We start from the raw sequence: 21,883 nt of genomic DNA on the forward strand, positions 1-21,883 counted from the left end.
TGCGTGCCATGCAGACGCCAGCCACGTACTCCAGCCTCGTCGCCGTCGGGGACTCCTTCACCGAGGGCATGTCGGATCTGCTGCCCGACGGTTCGTACCGCGGGTGGGCGGACCTGCTCGCGGCGCGGCTGGCGGCCGCGTCCCGGGAAGCGGGCGGCGAGGGCGTGCGGTACGCCAACCTCGCGGTACGCGGCAAGCTGATCCGGCAGATCTCCGACGAGCAGGTGGACGCGGCGGCCGCGATGCGCCCGGACGTGATCACACTGGTCGGCGGGCTCAACGACGTCCTGCGGCCCGGCTGCGACGTGGCGGCGGTGTGCGAGGTGCTGGAGAGCTGCGTACAGCGCCTCGCCCCCGCCTGCGACCGCCTGGTGCTGATGCGCAGCCCGATCAGGCGGGGCCCGGTGGCGACGCGGTTCCTGCCGCGGATGGTGGAGCTGTTCGACTTCGTGGAGTCGCTGGCGGCCGCGCACGGCGCGGTCGTCGTCGACCTGTACGGGGCACAGGTGCTGGGCGACGCACGGATGTGGGCCGAGGACCGGCTGCATCTGACCGCGGAGGGCCACGAGCGGGTCGCCGAGGCGGTCTGGCAGGCGCTCGGCCTGCCCGAGCAGGCGGAGTGGACCCGCCCGCTGCCGCCGGAGGTGCGCGCCGGCTGGACCGCCCGCCGCGTGTCCGACCTGCGCTTCACCCGCGCCCACCTGCTGCCGTGGATCGGCCGTCGCCTGACCGGGCGGTCCAGCGGCGACGGCCGCAGCCCCAAGCGCGCCGAGTTGCTGCCGTACGACCTGCCCGGCGCCGCGCCGTACGCCCCGCGCGCCGCGCGCACGGTCCCGAGCGGCGAGGGCTGACCGTACGGGACACCCCGCGCGACCAGTAGAATCTCCCCACGTGACAGCCAAGCCGCGTATCCCGAATGTCCTCGCCGGTCGCTATGCCTCCGCGGAGCTGGCCGCGCTGTGGTCGCCCGAGCAGAAAGTGGTGCTGGAGCGCCGGCTGTGGCTGGCGGTGCTGCGTGCCCAGGCGGACCTGGGCATCGAGGTGCCGCCGGGGGCGATCGAGGACTACGAGCGGGTGCTGCAGCAGGTCGACCTCGACTCGATCGCGGAGCGCGAGAAGGTCACCCGGCACGACGTGAAGGCCCGGATCGAGGAGTTCAACGCGCTCGCCGGGCACGAGCAGGTGCACAAGGGCATGACCTCGCGCGACCTGACCGAGAACGTCGAACAGCTGCAGATCCGGCTGTCCCTGGAGCACGCGCGGGACCGCACGGTCGCGGTGCTCGCCCGGCTCGGCCAGCTCGCCGGGCAGTACGGCGAGCTGGTGATGGCGGGCCGCTCGCACAACGTCGCGGCGCAGGCGACCACGCTCGGCAAGCGGTTCGCCACGGCGGCCGACGAGCTGCTGGTGGCGTTCGGGCGGGTCGAGGAGCTGCTGGCGCGGTATCCGCTGCGCGGCGTGAAGGGCCCGGTCGGCACCGCGCAGGACATGCTGGACCTGCTCGGCGGGGACAGCGGCAGGCTCGCCGAGCTGGAGCACCGGGTCGCCGAACACCTGGGCTTCTCGCGGGCGTTCAGCTCCGTCGGCCAGGTCTACCCGCGCTCGCTGGACTACGAGGCGGTGACCGCGCTGGTGCAACTGGCAGCGGCGCCCTCGTCGCTGGCCAAGACGATCCGGCTGATGGCCGGGCACGAACTGGTCACCGAGGGCTTCAAGCCCGGCCAGGTCGGCTCCTCGGCGATGCCGCACAAGATGAACACCCGCTCCTGCGAGCGGGTCAACGGCCTGATGGTGGTGCTGCGCGGCTACGCCTCGATGACCGGTGAGCTCTCCGGCGACCAGTGGAACGAAGGCGACGTGTCCTGCTCGGTGGTGCGCCGGGTGGCGCTGCCGGACGCGTTCTTCGCGTTCGACGGGCTGCTGGAGACGTTCTTGACGGTGCTCGACGAGTTCGGGGCGTTCCCGGCGGTCGTCTCGCGGGAACTGGACCGCTACCTGCCGTTCCTGGCCACCACGAAGGTGCTGATGGGCGCGGTGCGGGCCGGGGTGGGCCGGGAGGCCGCGCACGAGGCGATCAAGGAGAACGCGGTCGCGTCGGCGCTGGCCATGCGCGAGCAGGGCACCGAGCGCAACGAACTGCTGGACCGGCTCGCCGCCGACCCGCGTATCCCGCTGGACCGGGCCGCGCTGGACGCGCTGATGGCCGACCGGCTGTCGTTCACCGGCGCCGCCGGCGATCAGGTCGCGGAGGTCGCTCGCCGGGTCGAGGAGGTCGTCAAGGCGTACCCGCGCGCGGCGGCGTACCGGCCGGGGGCGATCCTCTGACGCCGGGGGAACTGGCGCAGGCCCGCACCCGCACGCTGCGGGACGTGGTCGGGCCGGGGTTGCACGTGCTGTTCTGCGGGATCAACCCGGGGTTGATGTCGGCGTACCGGGGCGAGCACTTCGCCCGGCCGGGCAACCGGTTCTGGCCGGCGCTGCACGCCTCGGGTTTCACCCCGCGCCGGTACGCGCCCGCCGAGCAGGAGGACGTGCTCGCGCTCGGCTTCGGGCTCACGAACGTGGCGCCGCGGGCGACCGCGCGGGCCGACGAGCTGACCGCGGAGGAACTGGTCGCGGGCGGCCGGGCGCTGACCGCGAAGGTGGCCCGGCACCGGCCGCGATGGCTCGCGGTGCTCGGTGTCACCGCGTACCGGGTCGCGTTCGCCGACAAGCGCGCCGTGGTCGGGCCGCAGGAGCGCACGCTGGGCGCCACCCGGGTCTGGGTGCTGCCCAGCCCCAGCGGCCTGAACGCGCACTGGACGCCGGCGGCCCTGGCCGAGGAGTTCGCCCGGCTGCGCGTGGCGGCCTTCGCCGAGGGCCCGGCGGACACGACCCCGGAGCCGGACACGGACGCGGGCGCCGCTGCGGCGGTGGCACCCGGGGCCCGGCTCAGGAGCCGCTGAACTCCCCCCGCGGGGGCCGGAGCAGGCGGTCCGCCGCCTCCCGGAAGCCGGCCACCAGCGGGCTGCGGTCACCGGCCCGGGTGGCGACGACCACCTGGCACGGCTCGATGCCGTCGACCGGCACCACCGCGAGGTCGTCCCGGTCGGCGCAGCGGCGGTCGTAGGCGGGCACCGGGGCGACGGAGCGCCCGTCCGCGACGCCTTCGAGCTTGTCCTCGAAGGTCTCGGCGGGCAGCGGGCCGAGCGGGGCCGAACCGCCCTCCGGATGCGGGTTCAGCCGCCAGAAGACGGTCCAGGCCGCGGCCATGCCCGCGCAGGCGATGAGGGGCTCCCCCGCGAAGTCGTCCGGGCCGACCGACTCCTTGCCGGCCAGGCGGTGGTCCGCGGGCACCAGCAGCGCGCGCGGCTCGTCGTAGAGCACGCTCACGCTCAGGCCGTCGTCCGGGATGGGCAGCGGGGTGCGGGCGACGAGCACGTCGACCTTGCGGTCGGGCAGGGCGCGCGTCTCGTTCCAGTCCAGGTGCCGGGTGCGGACGTGGGCCTCGGGGAACCGGCGGCGCAGCTCTCGCACCGCGGCGGTGACGACGAGGTCCTCGACGTATCCGACGGTGACGGTGTGGGCCCGTGCCGCGGAGCGGGCGGTGCGCGTCGCCTGGCCCGCGGCGAGGACGATCGATCGCGCGAAGTTCGGCGGCCGTCCACGCCCGCACGCCGCCGCCCCCTTCCGGGTGCGCCGTCACGCCGCCACGGTCTCGGGCGCCTTGAGCGCCTCGGCGAAGAACCCGGTGAGCTTCTCGACGGCTGGGGTGACGGTACTCGTCGCGGTCGTAGAGGTCGACGTGGTCGGCGCCGTCGATCCAGAACAGCTCCTTGGGCTCGCGCGCCTGCTCGATCGCTCCGACGGTGAAGTGGTCGGAGACGGCCTCGGTGCCGGCGATCATCAGCAGCGGGCGCGGCGCGATGAGCGCGACCAGCCGGAACGCGTCGAACTGGGTGAGCAGGTCCAGGCTGCGCGCCGCGAACCAGTTCTCGGTGCGGGGGTGATGGGCCCGCTCGGTGCGGTAGTAGTCCCAGCCCTCGTGGATGTGGCGGGTGATGCTCTTCTTCACCTCGCCGCGCTCGGGCTCGTCCTCGGGGTGGATCTGCTGCCTGCGGACCTCGCCGTCGCGTGCCTCGCCGGTACGGGCGGCGGCGGACAGGTCCAGCATCGCCGCGAGTTCGTCGGGCGTCCGGGTGCCGCCGAGCCCGTCGCGGAACCAGCTCCCCTCGTCGGCCGCGCTGACGGTGCCGACGGCCCTGATCCGGTGATCGGTCGCGGCCGCCGCGGCGACGTACCCGCCCGAGGCGCAGATGCCGAGCGCGCCGATCCGCTCGGGGTCGACCTCGTCGCGGACGCTGAGGAAGGTGACGGCGCTCTTGATGTCCTCGACCCGCTGCGCGGGGTCCTCCAGGAAGCGCGGCAGGCCCTGGCTGTCGCCCCAGTGGGCCGCGTCGAAGGCGAGGGCCACGAAGCCGGCCCGGGCCAGCCGCGCCGCGTAGAGGCCGGCGGTCTGCTCCTTCACGCCGGTCATCGGGTGCGACACGACGATCGCCGGACGCGGCCCGGCGGCAGCGGTGTCGGGGGTGAAGAGGTGCCCGGCCAGGGTGAGACCGGCGCTGTCGAACGTCACATCGATACGCATGGGGTGGTGCTCCACATCCCTTGGCGAAACGGGACCGCGGCGACCCGCGGAGCCCGGTGGCCGTCGTGGCCACACGCTCCACCGTCACGCCGCGGGATGCCCGGTGCCAGGGAGGGGTGTGCCTAGGGAGTCCGGTACCAGGCACCCCGACGCGTCCGGGAGGAGAGTGGCGGTATGGACCGCCACCACGAACCCGGAGACGGCAACGAGCTGGGCGGGTTCCTGCGCGCCCGCCGTGCCGCCCTCGATCCGCGCCGGGCCGGGCTGCCGCACCACGGCGGGCTGCGCCGCGTGCCGGGACTGCGCCGGGAGGAGCTGGCGCAGCTCGCCCACGTGAGCTTCGACTACGTCGTCCGGCTCGAACAGGGGCGTACCCGCAAGGTCTCCCGCGCCGTCCTGGACGCCCTGGCGGACGCGCTGCAGATGACGCCGGACGAGCGCGACTACCTCTTCGGCCTCGCCGACATCTCCCCGCGCAAGGCCGCCCGTGCCCCGGGGCTGCCGGACGTGGCCCCGCGCCTGCGGCAGCTCCTGGACGACATGCACGACGTCCCGGCGATGGTCATCCACCGGCGGATGGACGTCCTGGCCTGGAACCGCGCGGCGGCCGCCCTGCTCACCGACTTCGCCGCGCTGCCCCCGGCCCGGCGCAACATCATCCGCCTGACCTTCCTCGACGACGCCTTCCGCGCGCAGTACGTGGACTGGCCCGTGGTGGCCCGCGAGTGCGTCGCGGTGCTGCGCATGGAGTCCGGCCGGCACCCCGACGACCCGGACCTCGGCGCCCTGATCGCCGAGCTGAACGAGAAGGACGCGGACTTCCGCGCCTGGTGGGCCGACTACCGCGTGGCCGGGCCCCGGCAGTTGACCAAGCGCATCCGCCACCCCACCGCCGGCGAGCTGACCCTGGACGTCCAGCAGTTGTCCGTCGACACCGACGCCGACCAGTTGCTGGCCGCCTACACCGCCCACGACGCGAAGTCCCGTGACGCGCTGGACTTCCTCCTGCGGTGGTCCGGCGGACCCCGCCCCGCGCGCGCCTCGTCGCAACCCTGATAACTTCGCCGCGCGGACACCGACGCGACCCGATGCCGGCCGGCATCCGGGCTCCGCTGCGCCGGCGTCCCAGCAGGTCGTACGGTGTGCGGCGGTGGCACGCGGCAGGCCGGTGCGGGGCCGGCCGGGCGTGGTCGGGCGCAGTCGGGCGGAAGGGTGCCCGGCGGCACTCGCCGGGTGGCTCCGCGCCGGGTACGATCCGCCACACACAGGTACAGGCTGGGAGGACACACCTTGGAGCGCCTCACCGGTGGGGACCCGTCCCTGCTCCGGCGGATCAACTCCGCGGTCGTCCTCCACGCGTTGCGCGGAGCGCAGACCCCCACGCTCACCGAGCTGGTGCACACCACCGGGCTGTCCCGCCCGACGGTCGAGGGCGTCATCGAGGGACTGACCGAGTCGGACCTGGTGGTCGAGGTCGCCCCGGAGCCGGGCGACACCCGCAAGCAGGGCCGGCCGGCCCGCCGGTTCCGCTTCCACGCCGAGGCCGGGCACCTGCTGGGTGTCGAGATCGGCGCGCACCAGGTGCGCGCGGTGCTGTCCGACCTCAGCGGCCAGGTGCTGGACACGCTCGGCCACGACGTGGCGGAGGCGGCCGGCGCCGACGACCGGATCGACCGGGTCCGCGGCACCGTCGCCGACCTGCTGCGCAAGGCCGGCGTGGCGCGCAGCACGCTGTGGGCGGTGGGGGTGGGCAGTCCGGGCATCGTGGAGGCGGGCGGCGAGGTGCGGCTGGGCACGGCGCTGCCGGGCTGGACCGGGCTGGCGCTCGGCGAGCGGCTGCAACGCTCCTTCCGCTGCCCGGTGCTGGTGGAGAACGACGCGAACCTGGCCGCGGTCGCCGAGCACTGGAAGGGCGCCGCGGTCGGCACGGACGACGTGGTGTTCGTGCTGGCCGGGCTGAGCCCGGGCGCCGGTTCGCTGATCGGGGGGCGGCTGCACCGCGGTTTCGGTGGCGCGGCCGGGGAGATCGGCGCGCTGCACCTGCTGGGGCGCGAGGTGACCCCCGAGCACCTGCTGTCGACCACCGGGACCCCGCTGCACCCGCTGGACGAGCCCGCCGTGGAGCGGGTGTTCGCGCTGGCCCGCGAGGGCGACGTGCAGGCGAAGGACGCGCTGGACCGGTTCCTGCGCCGGCTGGTGCACGACGTGGCCGCGCTGGTGCTGGCGATCGACCCGGAACTGGTGGTGGTCGGCGGCTGGGCGGCCGGTCTCGACGGCGTACTGGAGCCGCTGCGCGCGGAGTTGGCGCGTTACTGCCTGCGGCCGCCGAACGTGGTGCTGTCCGCGCTGGGCCAGGAGGCGATCGCCACGGGGGCGCTGCGGCTGGCGCTGGACCACGTGGAGGAGCAGTTGTTCGCGGTCGAGCAGACGTCGCTGCCCCGGCACTGAGCGGACTCGGCCGGTCGGGGCGGACTGACGGCCGGCCAGGGTCGGTTACGGCGTATTGCGCGCGGCGTCCTGCGCAGGGCGCCGGTACGGGCCCGGGACGCGCGGCGCCGTACGCGCACGACCGCGGCCCGCTCCCGTGGTTCACGGAAGCGGGCCGGGGGTGGAGCGCGGGCGGGCCGGGTACGGGCCCGGCCGTCAGGACGCCTGGCGGCGGCTGCCGGGCTGGTCGTGCAGCACTTCCAGCGCGCCGGAGTCGCCGAAGGTGAGCCGGCAGGTGTCGGCGCGGTACGTCGCGACGGAGGCGGCGGCGACACGGCCGGCCGCGTAGTAGCGGGTGGTGACCACCAGGACGGGCGCACCGGGCAACCGGTCGAGCTGCTTGGCGTCCTCGGCGCGGGCCGAGCCCAGCTCGACGGAGCGGTCCTCGCCCTCCAGCTCCAGGACGTGCAGTTCGCGCAGCACCGCGGGGCCGTGCTCGGCCGGGGTGAGCAGCGTCGACAGCCCGGGCACGGACGCGGACGGCACGTAGAGCAGTTCGGTGGCGACCGGCTGGCCCTGGGTGACCCGCTCGCGGCGGACGGTGTGCACCGCCTCCTCGCGGTCGGTGCCGAGCAGCGCGGCGATCGCGGCGGGGGCGGCGGCCTCGACACAGCCCACGGTGTTCCAGGCGTCGCGCACGGCACCGGGCCACACGTTCGCCGACGGGCCGACGGCCACGCCGATCCTGGGCGGCGCCACGGTGGTGCCCACGCCGCGCCTGCGCTGGAGCCGGCCTTCCAGCTCGAGCTGTTCGAGCGCCTGGCGGAGCGTGGCCCGCGCGACGCCGAAGCGCGCGGCGAGGTCACGCTCGTTGGGCAGGATCTCGCCGACCTCGAACTCCGAGTCGAGGGCGTCGTTCAGCACGGTCTTGAGGTGCCAGTACTTCGGCTCCTGCACCGCTTCGAGCTGCGTGGTCCCCACCCTGTCCTCGCAATCGCCGTGGTCGTGGCCGCCGGACCCTGCCGGGGTCACACCTTGTTACGCCTTGTTAAGCCTTGTTTCCGAACCAGTGTTTATTAAAGGTCCTTGCACTACTAGGACGATAGAGGCGCGTCGCAAACTTGGTCAAGACCAATCCTCGAACCCACCCATGCGTGGCGGAACCGGATACATGTGACGTTCATACGATGTTGACGGTGTGCTGCAATAGCGTTCGTGATCTCCGCGGGACAGAGCGGGGACGGTGTACGGCCGGGCGGAGTGGGCGCCGAGGGCACGACGCCGCACGGCACGGACACAGCACGAACACAGCGCGACATGACGAACGGCACAGCGAGGAGCAGGGCGATGGTTCAGGTCACCGTGGTCACGGGTGGCAGCCGCGGCATCGGGGCGGCGGTGGCGCTGCGGCTGGCCGCCGCCGGCCACCAGGTCGCGATCGGCTACGAGCGGGCCAAGGACGCCGCGGAGGACGTGGCCCGGCAGATCCGCGCGGGCGGCGGCACCTGCCTGGTGCACCAGGTCGACACCAGCGACGAGCAGCAGGTCGACACGTTCTTCGGCGCGGTGCGCGACGAACTCGGCCCCGCCACCGGCCTGGTGAACAACGCGGGCATCACCGGCCCGCTCGGCCGGTTCGCGGAGACCCCGGTCGAGGTGATGCGCCGGGTCGTCGACGTCAACGTGATGGGCGCGCTGATCTGCGCCCGCCGCGCGGTGCTGGACATGTCCACGCGGTACGGCGGGGAGGGCGGCGCGATCGTGAACATCTCCTCGGGCGGGGCCACGTTGGGCAGCCCCGGCGAGTACGTGCACTACGCGGCGAGCAAGTCGGCGGTCGACGCGATGACGGTCGGCCTGTCGAAGGAACTGGCCGAGGAGGGCGTGCGGGTCAACTCGGTGCAGCCCGGGATGATCGTGACCGACATCCACGCGGCGATGGGCGACGCGCAGCGACCGTGGCGCAAGAGCGACCGCATCCCGATGCGGCGCCCCGGACAGCCGGAGGAGGTGGCCGGCGCGGTGGCGTGGCTGCTCTCGCCCGACGCGTCGTACACCACGGGTGCGGTCCTGCGGGTGACGGGCGGGCTGTAGCCACCGGGGGCGGCGGACCGAGCGGGCGGCACCGGCGGCGGGCGGCCCGGGCGGCGGCGTATCGGGCGGCGTACGGACCGGGCGGTGTACTGACCGGGCGGCGGGGCAACCCACCCGCTCCGTACGCCTCCCCCACCGCGTCGAGCCGCTTCCACGGTGATCTTTCCGCGGCACAAGTGTTGACCTGAGCATGGCCGAAACCCGACGGTGATACGGGGTAACCCGGGGGTAACCCGCGCGGCGCTTCGCGGGGGCACAATCCGGTTGCCCCGCAACCGACTTCGGACAACTTCAGAGGAGCACCATGCCCGGTTCCGTCGCCGACGACGCCGTGAAGCCCGCACCCGCGCCGCCGCCGGCCAACCACCTCCTGGAACGGTGGTTCCGGATATCCCAGCGGGGTTCCACGCCCGGGCGGGAGGTGCGGGGCGGGCTCGCGACCTTCTTCGCGATGGCCTACATCCTGGTGCTCAACCCGATCATCCTCAGCGGCAGCAAAGCCCACCCGGTGCTGGACAAGTACGGCCACAGCCTCTCCCCGGGGCAGGTGCTGACCGTCACCGCGCTCGTGGCCGCGGTGATGACGGTGATCATGGGCGTGGGCGGCAACCTGCCGCTGGCCATCGCCACCGGGCTCGGCCTCAACGCCGTGGTGGCCTACCAGCTGGCACCCAAGATGAGCTGGCCGGACGCGATGGGCCTGGTCGTCCTGGAGGGCCTGCTGATCTGCGTGCTGGTCGTCACCGGCCTGCGGCAGGCGATCATGGAAGCCATCCCGCAGGCGATCAAGAAGGCGATCGCCGTCGGCATCGGCATGTTCATCGCCTTCATCGGCCTGGTCGACGCCGGGTTCGTCACCCGCATCCCGGACGCGGCCAGTACCACCACCCCGGTGCAGCTCGGCGGCACCGGCACCCTCACCGGCTGGCCGGTCCTGGTCTTCTGCGTCGGCGTCCTGCTCACCATCTCCCTGGTCGCGCGCCGGATGCGCGGCGCGATCCTGATCAGCATCGTGGTCATGACGATCGTGGCGCTCATCGTCAACAAGATCGCGGACATCCCCGACCTGGCCTGGGGGCTCAACCCGCCGACCGTCCCGCACAAGGCCGTCGCCACCCCGGACTTCGGACTGGTCGGCCACTTCAGTCTGTTCGGCGGGTTCCGCGACGCCGGTGTGGTGACCTGCGTGCTGTCGGTGTTCACGCTGGTGCTGTCGGACTTCTTCGACGCGATGGGCACGATCGTCGGCATCTCCAGCGAGGCGGGTCTGCTCGACAAGGAGGGCCGGGTGCCGAACATCGGCCGGGTGCTGTTCATCGACGGCGCGGCGGCGGTCGCCGGCGGCATGGCGTCGTCGTCCTCCAACACCGCGTACGTCGAGTCGGCGGCGGGCGTCGGCGAGGGGGCCCGCACCGGGCTGGCGAGCGTGGTCACCGGGGTGCTGTTCGCGCTGGCGCTCTTCCTGTCGCCGCTGGCCGGGGTGGTGCCCTCGCAGGCGGCGGCGCCGGCGCTGGTCGCGGTCGGCTTCCTGCTGATGGCGCAGGTGCGCACCATCGACTGGACCGAGTACGACACCGCCATCCCGGCGTTCCTGACCATCGCGGTGATGCCCTTCACCTACAGCATCACCAACGGCATCGGCGCCGGCTTCCTGTCCTACGTCGTGCTCAAGACGGCGCTCGGCAAGATCCGCGAGGTGCACCCGCTGGTGTGGTGCGTGTCGCTCTTCTTCCTCGCCTACTTCGCGATCGACCCGCTCCAGCAGGCGTTCGGCGTCAAGTAGCCCGGCCCCGGCGGGCGGTCCGGCCGGAACCGCGGTCCTGCGGACGAGCGGCCCGACGGCCGTACGGAACCCGGCATGCCCGCCGGGCCCGCGCCCTCCCCCGCGCGCCGTCCGCGGTCCGCCGGAGGAGGGGGCCGGCAGACACGCGGACGGCCTTCGAAGCTCCGACCGGGACGGGGGCGCCCGGTCGGAGCCGCTGGCCGGGCCGGTGCGCGCACCGGCCCGTACTGAGACAACTCCCCCCATCCCGGCGGAGTTCCCGCCCCGCGCGCATAAATGCGAACTGGGTTTCCGACCTGTGCGCCGCGCCGTTCCCGCACCGCTCCGCCGCACCCGCGACCGGCCCTCCCGAGCCGCCCCGGCCCGCCCCCGGTCAGCGCCGACGCGCCGCCGGAACCGGCTCCTCCCCGCCCGCAGGCCCGTCCACCGCCGTACCGGGGGCCTCCCGCAGCGCCGAGCCGCCGCCGGAACCGTACGCCCGCCCGCGTACCCCGCGTACCCCGCGCAGCGCGCCCGAGCCGACCGCCACGCCCGCCGCGACCAGCGCGCTGCCGGCCAACTGGCCCACCCCCAGCGTCCCGACCGAGACCACCGGCGCGGTCAGCGCCGCCGAGACCGGGATCAGCCCGGAGAAGAGCGCGGCCCGCTCGGTGCCCAGCCGCTGGAACCCGGCATACCAGCACACGAACCCGATCACGGTCGCGACGACCGCCTGCCAGCCCAGCGCCAGCGCCTCGGGTCCGGTCGGGGTACGGAACCCGTCGCCGACCGCGGCGAGCACCGCGGCCTCCACCGCGGCGAACCCGCAGACGCAGGTGGACAGCAGCAGCGGGCCCAGCGGCCGTACCAGCGGCGCCGCCAGCAGCGCGAAGCCCACCTCGCCGCCCAGCGCCGCCACCGACCAGGCCAGGCCCCGCCCGTCCGTGCCGCCCCAGCCCTGCACGGCGAACGCGCCCGCCGCCACCAGCACCGCTCCCCCGGTGACGGCCGTGCCCGGCCGGCGTCCCGCGGCCAGCGGGACCAGCACGGCCACCACCACGGGCGCACAGCCCACCAGCACGCCGGGCACCGCCGGTTGCGCGGTGCGCTCCGCCGCGAGCACCGACAGGTTGAAGCCGACCATGCCGACCGCGGCGACGGCCGCGACCAGCGCCCACTGGCGTACGCCGAGCGCGCGCAGCCGGCCGCTCCCACCGCGGCACGCCGGGCCGGCCAGCAGCAGGAACGCGGCGCCGTAGCGCAGTGCCTGGCCGCCGGCGTGCGGGTAGTGGACGAGCGCGCCGCCGGCGGTGAAGGACGCGCCCACCAGGACGCAGGCGACCGCGGCGAAGAGCGCGCCGCTGCGGGAGGAGGAGTTCATACCCGGACCGTACGGACGCGAGGCGGTCTGCTTTAAGGTCCACTTTCATGGGAAGTAGGGGGACCACTTCACCGGCGGGCGGTGGGTCCGGCGATGCGGCGGGCGATGCGCCGGCCGATCCGCCGGGCGCGCGTCCCGAGGGCATGGCCGCGTGGGAGGTGCTGCTGCCGTCGCTGGACGTCGCCCCGCGCGGGCGCGGCCGGGCGCTGCAGTCGGCGCTGCGGGAGGAGGTGCGCTCCGGGCGCCTGGCGGCCGGGGTGCGGATGCCGTCGAGCCGGGCACTGGCCGCCGATCTGGGCGTGTCGCGGGGCGTGGTGACCGACGCCTACGAGCAGTTGACCGCCGAGGGCTATCTGACCGGCCGGCAGGGGGCGGGCACCTGGGTGGCGCGGACCTCCGCCGGCCCCGCGGTGCCCGTGGCGAGCGGCTTCGCCGAGGACGACCGGGGCGGCCCCGCGGACCTGCGGCCGGGCCTGCCGGACCTCTCGCTCTTCCCGCGGGCGGCGTGGTCGGCCGCGCACCGCAGGATCGTGGCCCGGCTGCCGCACTCCGCGTTCGGCTACCCCGATCCGCGCGGCCTGCCGGAGCTGCGCCAGGCGCTGGCCGAACTGCTCGTACGGCGCCGGTGCGTGGCCGCGGAGCCGGACCAGGTGATGGTGGTCTCCGGGGTGGCGCAAGCGCACACCCTGCTCGGTATGGTACTGCGGGCCCGTGGCCACCGGGCGGTCGCGGTGGAGGACCCGGGCAGCCCGGAACTGCGCGAACTGCTGGCCGCGGTCGGCCTGTCGGCGGTGCCGGTACCGGTCGATCCCGACGGGCTGCGGGTCGACGCGCTGGCCGCCACGGGTGTGCGCGCCGCGATCGTGACGCCCTGCCACCAGTTCCCCTCCGGGGTGGCGTACTCCGCGCCCCGGCGCGCCGAACTGGCCGGCTGGGCGCGGTCGGTGGACGGCCTGGTGGTCGAGGACGACTACGACGGGGACTTCCGCTACGACCGGGCGCCGGTCGGCGCGCTCCAGGGACTCGCGCCCGGCCGTGTCGCGTACACCGGGTCGGTGAGCAAGTCCCTCGCGCCGGGGCTGCGGTTGGGCTGGCTGGTGGCACCGCCGGACGTGGTCGCGGAGGCGGCGGCGCGCAAGCGGACCATGGACCTGGGCAACCCCGTCACCGAGCAGGCCGTCCTCGCGCACTTCCTCACCACCGGGCAGTACGACCGGCAGTTGCGCCGTTGCCAGCGGCTCTACCGGCCGCGGCGGGACGCCCTCGTCACCGCCCTGGCCGAGCACCTGCCGGGCGCCCGGGTCGGCGGCATCGCCGCCGGGCTGCACGCGATCGTCACGCTGCCGGCCGTTTACGGGCCGCAGGAGCGCTTCCTCGCGCGGGCCGCGGCGGCCGGTATCCGGCTGCGCCCGCTGTCGGACTACCGCGCGGCGCCCGCCCGGGACGCGGCCACGGCGGACGCGCCGACCGCGCCGGCCCCGGACGAGGTCGCCCTCGTGGTCGGCTACGCGCACCTGTCACCGGAGGCGATCAGCCGGGCGGTGCGGGCGCTGGGCACCTGCGACGGCGGCCGGGGCGCCGGCGCCCGGCGCGGGAACCCGAAGGCGGCGAAGCGGTTCATACGATGAGTTAACCGAAAAGAGCACCCCTTTACCGTCCGGTCACGGTGTGTTCGTGATCGCGCAACACGCGTTCGGCATGGTTGCCGTATGCCGCATCCGACCTCCTCTGCCTCCGCACGGCGCCGTCACAGGGGCCGTGAACTCGCTTTCGTGGCCGCGTTGTCGGCCTTGACGGCCGCCGCGGGCCCCGTGGCCGACATGGTGGGCGCCGGCCCGGAGGGGAGAGCGCTGGCGATCGCCTCGGCGGGCGGGCTGCTGGTCGCCGCCGGCCTGGGCACGTGGTGGCGCGGCCGCGGCTTCGTACGGCTTGCGCCCGGCGCGCCCGCCCCGGCCGGCGCCTCCCCCGCCCCCGCCACGGACACAGCCGCGGACCCTGCCTCGGACTCCGCCCCTGCCGCGACCGCGCTGTGGCGGATGCGCACGACCGTGCGCGACGCCCCCGGCACGCTCGGCGCGGTGTGCACGGCCCTGGCCCGCCACCGGGTGGACATCGTCACCCTCCAGACGCACCCGCTGGCCGACGGCACCGTGGACGAGTTCCTGCTGCGGGCGCCGGCCGCGCTCCCGGCGGCCGCCCTCGCCGCATCCGTCGCGGACGCCGGAGGCACCGACACCTGGATGGAGCGGGCCGACGCCCACGACCTGGTGGACACGCCGACCCGGATGCTCACCCTGGCCACCCGCACCGCGCTGGACGCCGCCGAACTGCCGCTGGCGCTGCGCCAGCTCTTCGGCCGCTGCACGATCAGCTCGACGCCCGCCGGGCAGCTCGACGAGCGCATCGACACGCGGATCGACGGGCAGGAAGTGCGCGAGGAGCCGGCGGAGCAGGACGGACGGACCGCGGCCGCCCGCTCCGGCGAGGACGCGCCGACGGTGATGCGGCTGCGCGACCCGTCCGGTGGCGTGATCACCGTGCGCCGCGAGCACCTGCCGTTCACGCCCACCGAATTCGCCCGGGCACGCGCCCTGGTGGAGCTGGACGCCCGGCTCGGCGTGCGCGTGCCGCACCGCCGCGACGTCCTCACCCTCCCCGCAGGCCAGGAGATCAGCCTGCGCCGGGCCCACCCCGAGGACCTGGACGCGGCGCTCGCGATGCACGAACGCTGCTCGCCCGGCACCCTCGCCCAGCGCTACCACGGCCCCGTCGGCGACGCGGACCGCTACCTCACCCACCTGCTCAGCCCGCGCTTCGGCCAGTCGCTCGCGGTCGAGACCGCCGCCGGCCGGCTGGTCGCCCTCGGCCATCTGCTGTGGGACGGCGAGGAGAGCGAGGTCGCGCTGCTCGTCGAGGACGCGTGGCAGCGCCGCGGCATCGGCGCCGCGCTGCTGCGCAGGCTCGTCGAACTCGCCGCGCAGGCGGGCCGTGAGAGTGTCTACGCGGTCACCCGCTCCACCAACACCGGGATGACCGCGGCGATGCGGGAACTGGACCTGCCGCAGGACTACCAGGTCGAGGACGGCACCCTCGTGATCACCGCCACGCTGCCCGCCTCGGCCGACGGCACGCCCGCGCCGCTGCCCTGGACGGCGATCGACCGCCCGGTGTGACGCGTACCGCGGCAGCGGACACCCGCGTACGAGGCGGCCGGTGGCCGCGGCGACGCCGTGCGCACACCCGCCAGGAGCCGCCGGGCGGCGGGGAGTCGGTGAATCCGCCCGCCGCCGGGCGGATCACCTGCCGTCATGAGCAGGCGAAGCGACAGCGCCCGGTACCGCGCGACCAACCCAGGTGACGCCGCGCCACCCGGCATACGAAGATGGCCGCATGTCGACTCTCACCAGCAGCCCACTGCCCCGCCAGGTCGCCGACGCCTACGTCGACGACCTGGTCGCCCTCGACCCGTCCCTCGGTACGTACATCGGCGCGCCGGGCAGCGCCCGCCGGCTGCCCGACCACTCGCCCGCCGGCTCGCAGGCGCTGGCCGACCTGGCGCGGGAGACGCTGGCCCGGCTGGCCGAGGCCGAGGCGCGGCCCGGCGGCGACAGCCCGCAGGAGCGGCGCTGCGCGCGCCTGCTCCGGGACCGGCTCTCCGCCGACATCGAGATCCACGAGGCCGGTGAGCACCTGCGCGCGGTCAGCAACATCAACTCCCCGCTGCACGCCATCCGCGAGACCTTCACCTTGATGCCGACGGCGACGGCGGAGGACCACGCCGACCTCGCCGCGCGGCTGCGCGCGGTGCCCGCCTCGGTGGCCGGTTACCGCGCGTCGCTGGAGGAAGGGCTGGCCCGCGACCTGCACGGCGGTCCCAAGCAGGTGGAGACCGTCATCGAGCAGCTCGGCACCTGGGTCGGCGACGGCGCGGCGGGAAGCTGGTTCGCCCAGCTCACCGCCGACGGCCCGGCCGAGCTGCGGGCCGAGTTGGACGCCGCGGCGGGCGAGGCCACGGCTGCCTTCACGCAGATCCGCGACTGGCTGCGCGACACGTACGCGCCGGCCGTCCAGGACGCCTCCGACACCGTGGGCCGCGAGCGCTACGCCCGCTGGTCCCGCTACTGGAACGGCGCCGACCTGGACCTGGAAGAGGCGTACGCGTACGGCTGGTCGGAGTTCCACCGGCTGATCGCCGAGATGCGCGCGGAAGCGGGCAAGATCCTGCCGGACACCGACCCGTGGCAGGTGATGCGCCACCTCGACACGCACGGCACCGTCATCGAGGGCGTGGAGGAGGTGCGCGAGTGGCTGCAAGGCCTGATGGACGAGGCGATCCGCGCGCTGGACGGCACCCACTTCGAACTCGCCGAGCGGGTCAAGCGGGTGGAGGCGCACATCGCCCCGCCCGGCGGCGCCTCGGCGCCCTACTACACCGCGCCCACCGAGGACTTCAGCCGCCCGGGCCGCACCTGGCTGCCGACGATGGGCCACACCCGCTTCCCGATCTACGACCTGGTCTCCACCTGGTACCACGAGGGCGTGCCGGGCCACCACCTCCAGCTGGCCCAGTGGGCGCACATCGCCGACAGCCTCTCCCGCTACCAGGCCACCATCGGCATCGTCAGCGCGAACGCCGAGGGCTGGGCGCTGTACGCGGAGCGGCTGATGGACGAACTCGGCTTCCTCACCGACCCGGAGCGGCGGCTGGGCTACCTCGACAAGCAGATGATGCGGGCGGTGCGGGTGATCATCGACATCGGCATGCACCTGGAGCTGGCCATCCCCGACGACTCGCCCTTCCACCCCGGCGAGCGCTGGACGCCGGAGCTCGGCCACGCCTTCTTCGCCGCCCACAACGGCAGCCCCGCGGAGATGATCGACAGCGAGGTGATCCGCTACCTCGGCATGCCCGCGCAGGCGATCGGCTACAAGATGGGCGAGCGCACCTGGCTGGCCGGACGGGCCGCCGCCCGGGCCGCCCACGGCGACGCGTTCGACCTCAAGGCATGGCACATGGCCGCGCTTTCGCTGGGTTCGCTGGGCCTGGACGACCTCCTCGCGGAGCTGTCCGTGCTCTGAACCCGTACGGCGCGGGCGGGTGCGGGCGGGTGCGGCGGTCCATGATCGGCGGGGCCGCCGCACCCGCCCCGCCGGGGTGCCGGCACCGTTGCGCGAGAGGCCCTGCCGGGGCGGGTGACCAGGGCGTAGGGTGCCTGGGAGGGGGTCATCACGTTCTTCGCGCACACCTTCCGCGGTCCGTGTGCGCGGGTGCCGGCTCCCGCTTCCTTCCGTTGGCGACAAGGCGGTTCGGCCCGATGACTCTGCACGCTTCCCACGACGCCGGCAGCCTGGTGCTCACCCAGGGCCGGCTCATCCTGCGCGAGCAGCTTCCCGGGGAGGCCGCACTGCTGGCCGACGGCAAGCCCGGCACGCTCACCTGGATCGACGGGGTGCCGGGCGAGGGCACGATGAGCGCGGCCTCGATGACGGTCGCCGCGGCGAGCGCGGGGGTCTACCGGCCCGGCTGGGGGCTGTTCGCGATCCAGCGCGCCGACGACCTGATCGCGGTCGGCGGTGTCGGCTTCCACGGCCCGCCGGACCGCGGCTCGGTCGAGATCGGCTACGACCTGTCGGAGTCCGGCCGGGGCCAGGGATGGGCCACGGACGCGGCCCGCGCCCTGTGCCAGTGGGCGCTCGGGCAGCCGGACGTGGTGCTCGTGCTGGCCACCACCGAGCCCGGCAACCGGGCCTCGCAGGCGGTCCTGGAACGCATCGGGTTCGTCCGGGTCGCGAACCGCGGGGACCTGTGGGCGTACGAACTCCGGTTGATGCCGGTGTGACGGCGCTGAAGTGACGGCGCCGGTGCGGCCGGACGGGCTCAGCAGCCGCAGGCGCCGGCGGCCAAGGGCGCGGTGAGCGGATCGGCGTCGCGCCGGGCAGGGCCGGCGGCGGTCTCGTAGCCAAGGCCCTCGCGGGTCCAGTACTCCATGCCGCCGAGCATCTCCTTGACCTGGTAGCCGAGTCGGGCCAGCGCGAGCGCGGCACGGGCGGCGCCGTTGCAGCCCGGGCCCCAGCAGTACACGACGACGGGCCGGGCCGGGTCGAGGAGGTCCGCGGCGAGCCGCGGGATCTGCGCGGTGGGCAGGTGCACGGCGCCGGGGACATGGCCCTGGTCCCATGCCGCGGTGCTGCGGGTGTCGACGAGGGTGAAGCCGGGGTCGCCGCCGTCGGTGAGCGCGGCGGCGACGTCGGAGACGTCCGTGTGGAAGGCGAGGCTCGCGGCGAAGTGGGCGGCGGCGTCGGCGGGCGCGGCCGGGGGCACACCCAGCACAGGACTTGCGGCGGGGGCGGGAGCGAGGACGGGGGCGGGGGCGGGGGTGTCCGTGGTTGCGGTCATACCGGGAAATCTACGGTCCGCGGCCCGCCCGCTGAAGGCGGAATCCCCGGTGCTCTCGTTGATCGGCCGGGCTTTCCCTGGTAGTTCTGGGGCATGACCACGATTTCCCTGGACGCGACGGACTGGCGGCTGCTGGCGGCCCTGCAGCAGGACGGCCGGGCGAGTTACGCGGAGCTGGCCCGTATCGTCTCGATGTCGCCGAGCGCGGTCACCGAGCGGGTGCGGCGGCTGGAGGAGGCCGGGGTGATCTCCGGGTACGCCGCGGTCGTCGACCACGAGCGGGTCGGGCTGCCGGTGCTGGCGATGGTCCGACTGCGCTACCCGACCGGCAACTACAAGCCGTTCCACGACCTGCTCGACACCACCCCCGAGGTGCTGGAGGCGCACCACGTCACCGGCGACGACTGCTTCGTGATGAAGGTCGCGGCGCGGTCGATGCGTCACCTGGAGGAGGTGACCGGGCGGATCTCCGGGCTCGGCGCGATCACCACGAGCGTGGTGTACTCCTCACCGCTGGCCCGCCGTCCGCTGGTGCTGTGACGGCGCCGGGTCCGTGTGGGGCGGCGCGGCTCACTCGCGGTCGGCTCACCCGCGGTCGGGTCCGCCGGGTCCGGCCGGGCGGAGGGCGTAACCGGTGAGCAGGGCGGTCAGGATGTCGGTCAGCCTCGGTTCGACGTCGACGATGGAGTGGGACAGCTCGGGGTCGGTCTCGTAGAAGGCACGCAGCCGGGTGCCGGGGGCGGCCATCTGCCACAGGGCTCCGGCCATCGAGGTGGCGGTCGTCACCACGCCGCGCGCCTGGTCCGCGTCGAGCCCTGCGAGGGCGCGGAGCTTGGCGCCGACGTTCTCGACCTCCGCGACGGCGCGCGTCTTGAACGTCCGGACGGTGTCGGTGGAGACGTTGCGCTCCAGGTTGAGCGGGGTGTGCGCCAGCAGGTCGCAGAAGAGCGGGCGGGCCACCAGCGAACCGGCCAGCGCGCCGGCGATCGAGCGGGCCGTCTCGTCCCACTGCGGCGCGCCGGCGTCGGGACAGGGCGCGATGGCGTCGAGGAGGTCGCGCACCGCGGCCGACCAGTCGCGCCAGGCGGTGCCCGCCAGCCGCAGGAAGATGTCCTCGCGTGTCTCGAAGTAGCGGAGCATCGCGGACTTGTGCATGCCGACCTCGTCGGCGATGGCGGTCATGGTCACCTCCCTGACGCTCTTGAGCAGGGCGAGGCGCGACGCGGCAGCGAGGATCTCGCTCTCGCGGGCGGCCTTGGCCTCGGGGCTGCGCGCGCGCAGGAAGTCGGCTCTGGTCATGAATCCCTCCTCGTGGCCATGGCCCATCGTAACGAAACCAGGTTTCAGTAATATCACATTTCTGGGACCAGGCAGCCAGGACGACGACCTCAGGAGAATTACCACAACCAAGTTGCACTAATAGCGCAACCGTGTTTCGGTAGAGGTATGGATACACACACCGACACCTGGTTCATCACTGGTTCCTCGCGCGGCTTCGGCCGTCAGCTCGCGCTCGCCGCGCTGGCCGCGGGCGACAATGTCGTCGCCACGGCTCGCAGGCCGGAGCAACTGGACGATCTCGTACGGCAGTACGGCGACCGTGTGCTGCCCGTCGCGCTCGACGTCACCGACCGGTCGGCCGCGGTGGCCGGCCTGCGGGCGGCGGTCGACCGGTTCGGCAGGGTCGACGTCGTCGTGAACAACGCCGGATACGCCAACACCTCGGCGGTCGAGACCACGCCCGAGGACGACTTCCGCCGTCAGTTCGACACCAACTTCTGGGGCGTCTACAACGTCTCCACCGCCGCGCTGCCGCTGCTGCGGGCGCAGGGAGGCGGCACGGTCGTGCAGTTCTCCTCGATCGGCGGCCGGGTCGGCAGCACTCCCGGTCTCGGGTCCTACCAGGCGGCCAAGTTCGCCGTGGACGGCTTCACCCGGGTGCTCGCGGCGGAGACCGCGCCGTTCGGCATCAGGTACCTCGTGGTGGAGCCCGGCGGCTTCGCGACCGACTGGGCCGGTGCCTCGATGCAGGTCCCGGACGTCCCACCGGAGTACGACGCGACCGTGGGCGAGATGGTGCGCCTGTTCAGCGGTTCTGTGGCCCAAGAGGGCGACCCCAAGCGCGCCGGTGAGCTCCTGGTCCGCGTCGTCAAGCACCCCACCCCGCCCTCCCACCTCGTCCTCGGCGCCACTGCCGTCCAGATGGCACAGGACTACTCCCGCGGGCAGCTGGAGGAGGTCGCCACGTGGGAAGCGGCCAGCCGGTCGGCCGACTTCGACCAGGACCCGGTCGAACTGCCCGCCCCCGCACAGGAGACGGAGGACCGGTCATGACGCGGTTCCCGGACAAGGTCGCGCTCGTCACCTGCGCCGGAACCGGCATGGGCGCGGCGACGGCACGGCTGCTCGCCGCCCGCGGCGCGGCCGTCACCCTCGTCGGCCGGCGCGCCGACAAGCTCGAGGACGTCGCCCGGCAGATCAAGGAGGCCGGCGGACAGGCGCTCCCCGTCACCGGCGACGTCAGCAACGCCGAGGACGTCGAGCGGGCGGTCGCCCGGACCGTGGACTCGTTCGGCGCGCCGCACTACGCCGTCAACAACGCCGGGGTGACCGGCAACTTCATCCCCACCGCCGACATGCCCCTGGACGCCTGGCACAACGTCGTCGCGATCAACCTGGACGGCCTCTTCTACGGCCTCAAGTACCAGATTCCGGCGATCCTCGACGCCGGCGGCGGCGCGATCGTCAACGTCTCCAGCGTGTTCGCCGACCGCGGCGGCCCGACCGTCGAGTACTCCGCCGCCAAGCACGCCATCCGCGGTCTGACCCGCACCGCGGCCCAGGAGTACGCGGCCCGGGGAGTGCGCATCAACGAACTCCAGCCCGGCGTCATCGACACCGAGATGACCCAGGCCGACCCGGACGGCACCCAGCAGGTGGCCGAGCGCGGCATCCCCATGCGGCGCATCGGGCGCGGCGAGGAGATCGCCACCGCCGTCGCCTTCCTGCTCTCCGACGACGCGTCCTACATCACCGGAGCCCACCTCGCGGTCGACGGGGGGTTCCTCGCGTAGCCGGCACCCGGCGCGCTCCCCAGGCGGCCCGCCCGCTCCGCGCGGCGGGCCGCCCGCCCACGGCCCGCGCCTCCGGCACCGTCGCGCAGCATCTTCTCCTCAACCGCCATGACGGGCCGGA

The 21,883-nt window shown here is 74.3% G+C and carries 19 protein-coding genes and 1 pseudogene; 14 read left to right on the top strand and 6 right to left on the bottom strand.

What is annotated here, in order from left to right; translation table 11 throughout:
• The first annotated feature begins 8 nt into the window (after positions 1–8).
• From OG370_RS02095 to mug, 3 genes are read left to right on the top strand one after another with little or no spacing between them, the layout of a single operon-like run.
• Positions 9–851: an SGNH/GDSL hydrolase family protein gene (locus OG370_RS02095; RefSeq protein ID WP_328459953.1), complete on the top strand. Its 843-nt coding sequence runs from the start codon at positions 9–11 to the stop codon at positions 849–851.
• Positions 852–891: 40 nt separating this feature from the next.
• A complete protein-coding gene (purB, locus tag OG370_RS02100; RefSeq protein ID WP_328459954.1) occupies positions 892–2,325 on the top strand; it encodes an adenylosuccinate lyase in 1,434 nt (477 codons plus the stop codon).
• Positions 2,322–2,945: a G/U mismatch-specific DNA glycosylase gene (gene mug / locus OG370_RS02105; protein ID WP_328473724.1), complete on the top strand. Its 624-nt coding sequence runs from the start codon at positions 2,322–2,324 to the stop codon at positions 2,943–2,945. The genes purB and mug overlap by 4 nt, the downstream gene beginning before the upstream one ends.
• Here mug and OG370_RS02110 read toward each other — a convergent pair.
• Together OG370_RS02110 and OG370_RS02115 are read right to left on the bottom strand one after the other, a co-directional pair.
• Complete coding sequence (locus OG370_RS02110) at positions 2,932–3,618, bottom strand: LysR substrate-binding domain-containing protein (RefSeq protein WP_328473726.1); 687 nt, start codon at positions 3,616–3,618, stop codon at positions 2,932–2,934. The genes mug and OG370_RS02110 overlap by 14 nt on opposite strands.
• 679 nt (positions 3,619–4,297) lie before the next feature.
• A pseudogene (locus OG370_RS02115) lies at positions 4,298–4,627 on the bottom strand (alpha/beta hydrolase); the annotation flags it as partial.
• A 174-nt stretch (positions 4,628–4,801) separates the two neighbouring features.
• Between OG370_RS02115 and OG370_RS02120 the strand changes: the two are divergent.
• Together OG370_RS02120 and OG370_RS02125 are read left to right on the top strand one after the other, a co-directional pair.
• Entirely contained in the window at positions 4,802–5,683 is an 882-nt protein-coding gene (locus OG370_RS02120) for a helix-turn-helix domain-containing protein (protein ID WP_328459956.1), read from the top strand.
• A gap of 234 nt (positions 5,684–5,917) precedes the next feature.
• The gene (locus OG370_RS02125; RefSeq protein ID WP_328459958.1) at positions 5,918–7,075 is read left to right on the top strand and encodes an ROK family protein; all 1,158 of its coding nucleotides are present in this window, start codon (positions 5,918–5,920) and stop codon (positions 7,073–7,075) included.
• 195 nt (positions 7,076–7,270) lie between these two features.
• On the opposite strand, the gene OG370_RS02130 is transcribed toward OG370_RS02125, so the two are convergent.
• Positions 7,271–8,035: a GntR family transcriptional regulator gene (locus OG370_RS02130; protein ID WP_328459960.1), complete on the bottom strand. Its 765-nt coding sequence runs from the start codon at positions 8,033–8,035 to the stop codon at positions 7,271–7,273.
• 366 nt (positions 8,036–8,401) lie between these two features.
• Between OG370_RS02130 and OG370_RS02135 the strand changes: the two genes are divergently transcribed.
• Together OG370_RS02135 and OG370_RS02140 are read left to right on the top strand one after the other, a co-directional pair.
• Positions 8,402–9,148: an SDR family oxidoreductase gene (locus OG370_RS02135; RefSeq protein WP_328459962.1), complete on the top strand. Its 747-nt coding sequence runs from the start codon at positions 8,402–8,404 to the stop codon at positions 9,146–9,148.
• A 304-nt stretch (positions 9,149–9,452) separates the two neighbouring features.
• Entirely contained in the window at positions 9,453–10,931 is a 1,479-nt protein-coding gene (locus OG370_RS02140) for an NCS2 family permease (protein WP_328459964.1), read from the top strand.
• Positions 10,932–11,304: 373 nt separating this feature from the next.
• Here OG370_RS02140 and OG370_RS02145 read toward each other — a convergent pair whose 3' ends face one another.
• Complete coding sequence (locus tag OG370_RS02145) at positions 11,305–12,291, bottom strand: DMT family transporter (protein ID WP_328459966.1); 987 nt, start codon at positions 12,289–12,291, stop codon at positions 11,305–11,307.
• A gap of 47 nt (positions 12,292–12,338) precedes the next feature.
• Here OG370_RS02145 and pdxR point away from each other — a divergent pair, with 47 nt between their 5' ends.
• From pdxR to OG370_RS02165, 4 genes are all read left to right on the top strand, one after another.
• Positions 12,339–13,919 carry a MocR-like pyridoxine biosynthesis transcription factor PdxR gene (gene pdxR / locus OG370_RS02150; RefSeq protein WP_443060601.1) on the top strand — a complete coding sequence of 527 codons (1,581 nt, stop codon included), beginning with the start codon at positions 12,339–12,341 and terminating at the stop codon, positions 13,917–13,919.
• 81 nt (positions 13,920–14,000) lie between these two features.
• The gene (locus OG370_RS02155; RefSeq protein WP_328459968.1) at positions 14,001–15,464 is read left to right on the top strand and encodes a GNAT family N-acetyltransferase; all 1,464 of its coding nucleotides are present in this window, start codon (positions 14,001–14,003) and stop codon (positions 15,462–15,464) included.
• 217 nt (positions 15,465–15,681) lie between these two features.
• Positions 15,682–17,370 carry a DUF885 domain-containing protein gene (locus OG370_RS02160; RefSeq protein ID WP_328459970.1) on the top strand — a complete coding sequence of 563 codons (1,689 nt, stop codon included), beginning with the start codon at positions 15,682–15,684 and terminating at the stop codon, positions 17,368–17,370.
• Between the two features lie 236 nt (positions 17,371–17,606).
• Positions 17,607–18,131, top strand: coding sequence for a GNAT family N-acetyltransferase (locus OG370_RS02165; protein ID WP_328459972.1), 525 nt, complete (start codon positions 17,607–17,609; stop codon positions 18,129–18,131).
• Between the two features lie 38 nt (positions 18,132–18,169).
• Here the strand turns inward: OG370_RS02165 and OG370_RS02170 are convergent, their stop codons facing one another.
• The gene (locus OG370_RS02170; RefSeq protein ID WP_328459974.1) at positions 18,170–18,688 is read right to left on the bottom strand and encodes a rhodanese-like domain-containing protein; all 519 of its coding nucleotides are present in this window, start codon (positions 18,686–18,688) and stop codon (positions 18,170–18,172) included.
• A gap of 93 nt (positions 18,689–18,781) precedes the next feature.
• Between OG370_RS02170 and OG370_RS02175 the strand changes: the two genes are divergently transcribed.
• Entirely contained in the window at positions 18,782–19,228 is a 447-nt protein-coding gene (locus OG370_RS02175) for an Lrp/AsnC family transcriptional regulator (RefSeq protein ID WP_328459976.1), read from the top strand.
• Between the two features lie 45 nt (positions 19,229–19,273).
• Here OG370_RS02175 and OG370_RS02180 read toward each other — a convergent pair whose 3' ends face one another.
• The gene (locus OG370_RS02180; RefSeq protein ID WP_328459978.1) at positions 19,274–19,987 is read right to left on the bottom strand and encodes a TetR family transcriptional regulator; all 714 of its coding nucleotides are present in this window, start codon (positions 19,985–19,987) and stop codon (positions 19,274–19,276) included.
• Positions 19,988–20,134: 147 nt separating this feature from the next.
• Between OG370_RS02180 and OG370_RS02185 the strand changes: the two genes are divergently transcribed.
• Together OG370_RS02185 and OG370_RS02190 are read left to right on the top strand one after the other, a co-directional pair.
• Positions 20,135–21,022: an SDR family NAD(P)-dependent oxidoreductase gene (locus OG370_RS02185; RefSeq protein ID WP_328459980.1), complete on the top strand. Its 888-nt coding sequence runs from the start codon at positions 20,135–20,137 to the stop codon at positions 21,020–21,022.
• Positions 21,019–21,762 (top strand): SDR family NAD(P)-dependent oxidoreductase, encoded by a 744-nt coding sequence (locus OG370_RS02190; RefSeq protein ID WP_328459982.1) that lies wholly within the window; start codon positions 21,019–21,021, stop codon positions 21,760–21,762. Before OG370_RS02185 ends, OG370_RS02190 begins: the two co-directional genes overlap by 4 nt.
• Positions 21,763–21,883 lie beyond the last annotated feature (121 nt).

Source organism: Streptomyces sp. NBC_00448 (assembly GCF_036014115.1).
In the GTDB taxonomy this organism is placed as follows: Bacteria; Actinomycetota; Actinomycetes; order Streptomycetales; family Streptomycetaceae; genus Actinacidiphila.

What these genes read in the sequence shown, in the direction of transcription:
- OG370_RS02145 (WP_328459966.1), bottom strand. Translation starts at nt 12,291, where the DNA reads ATGAACTCCTCCTCCCGCAGCGGCGCGCTCTTCGCCGCGGTCGCCTGC.
- OG370_RS02135 (WP_328459962.1), top strand. Translation starts at nt 8,402, where the DNA reads ATGGTTCAGGTCACCGTGGTCACGGGTGGCAGCCGCGGCATCGGGGCG.
- OG370_RS02190 (WP_328459982.1), top strand. Translation starts at nt 21,019, where the DNA reads ATGACGCGGTTCCCGGACAAGGTCGCGCTCGTCACCTGCGCCGGAACC.
- OG370_RS02180 (WP_328459978.1), bottom strand. Translation starts at nt 19,987, where the DNA reads ATGACCAGAGCCGACTTCCTGCGCGCGCGCAGCCCCGAGGCCAAGGCC.
- OG370_RS02155 (WP_328459968.1), top strand. Translation starts at nt 14,001, where the DNA reads ATGCCGCATCCGACCTCCTCTGCCTCCGCACGGCGCCGTCACAGGGGC.
- OG370_RS02185 (WP_328459980.1), top strand. Translation starts at nt 20,135, where the DNA reads ATGGATACACACACCGACACCTGGTTCATCACTGGTTCCTCGCGCGGC.
- OG370_RS02175 (WP_328459976.1), top strand. Translation starts at nt 18,782, where the DNA reads ATGACCACGATTTCCCTGGACGCGACGGACTGGCGGCTGCTGGCGGCC.
- OG370_RS02170 (WP_328459974.1), bottom strand. Translation starts at nt 18,688, where the DNA reads ATGACCGCAACCACGGACACCCCCGCCCCCGCCCCCGTCCTCGCTCCC.
- OG370_RS02120 (WP_328459956.1), top strand. Translation starts at nt 4,802, where the DNA reads ATGGACCGCCACCACGAACCCGGAGACGGCAACGAGCTGGGCGGGTTC.
- OG370_RS02165 (WP_328459972.1), top strand. Translation starts at nt 17,607, where the DNA reads ATGACTCTGCACGCTTCCCACGACGCCGGCAGCCTGGTGCTCACCCAG.
- pdxR (WP_443060601.1), top strand. Translation starts at nt 12,339, where the DNA reads ATGGGAAGTAGGGGGACCACTTCACCGGCGGGCGGTGGGTCCGGCGAT.
- OG370_RS02095 (WP_328459953.1), top strand. Translation starts at nt 9, where the DNA reads ATGCAGACGCCAGCCACGTACTCCAGCCTCGTCGCCGTCGGGGACTCC.
- OG370_RS02140 (WP_328459964.1), top strand. Translation starts at nt 9,453, where the DNA reads ATGCCCGGTTCCGTCGCCGACGACGCCGTGAAGCCCGCACCCGCGCCG.
- OG370_RS02160 (WP_328459970.1), top strand. Translation starts at nt 15,682, where the DNA reads ATGTCGACTCTCACCAGCAGCCCACTGCCCCGCCAGGTCGCCGACGCC.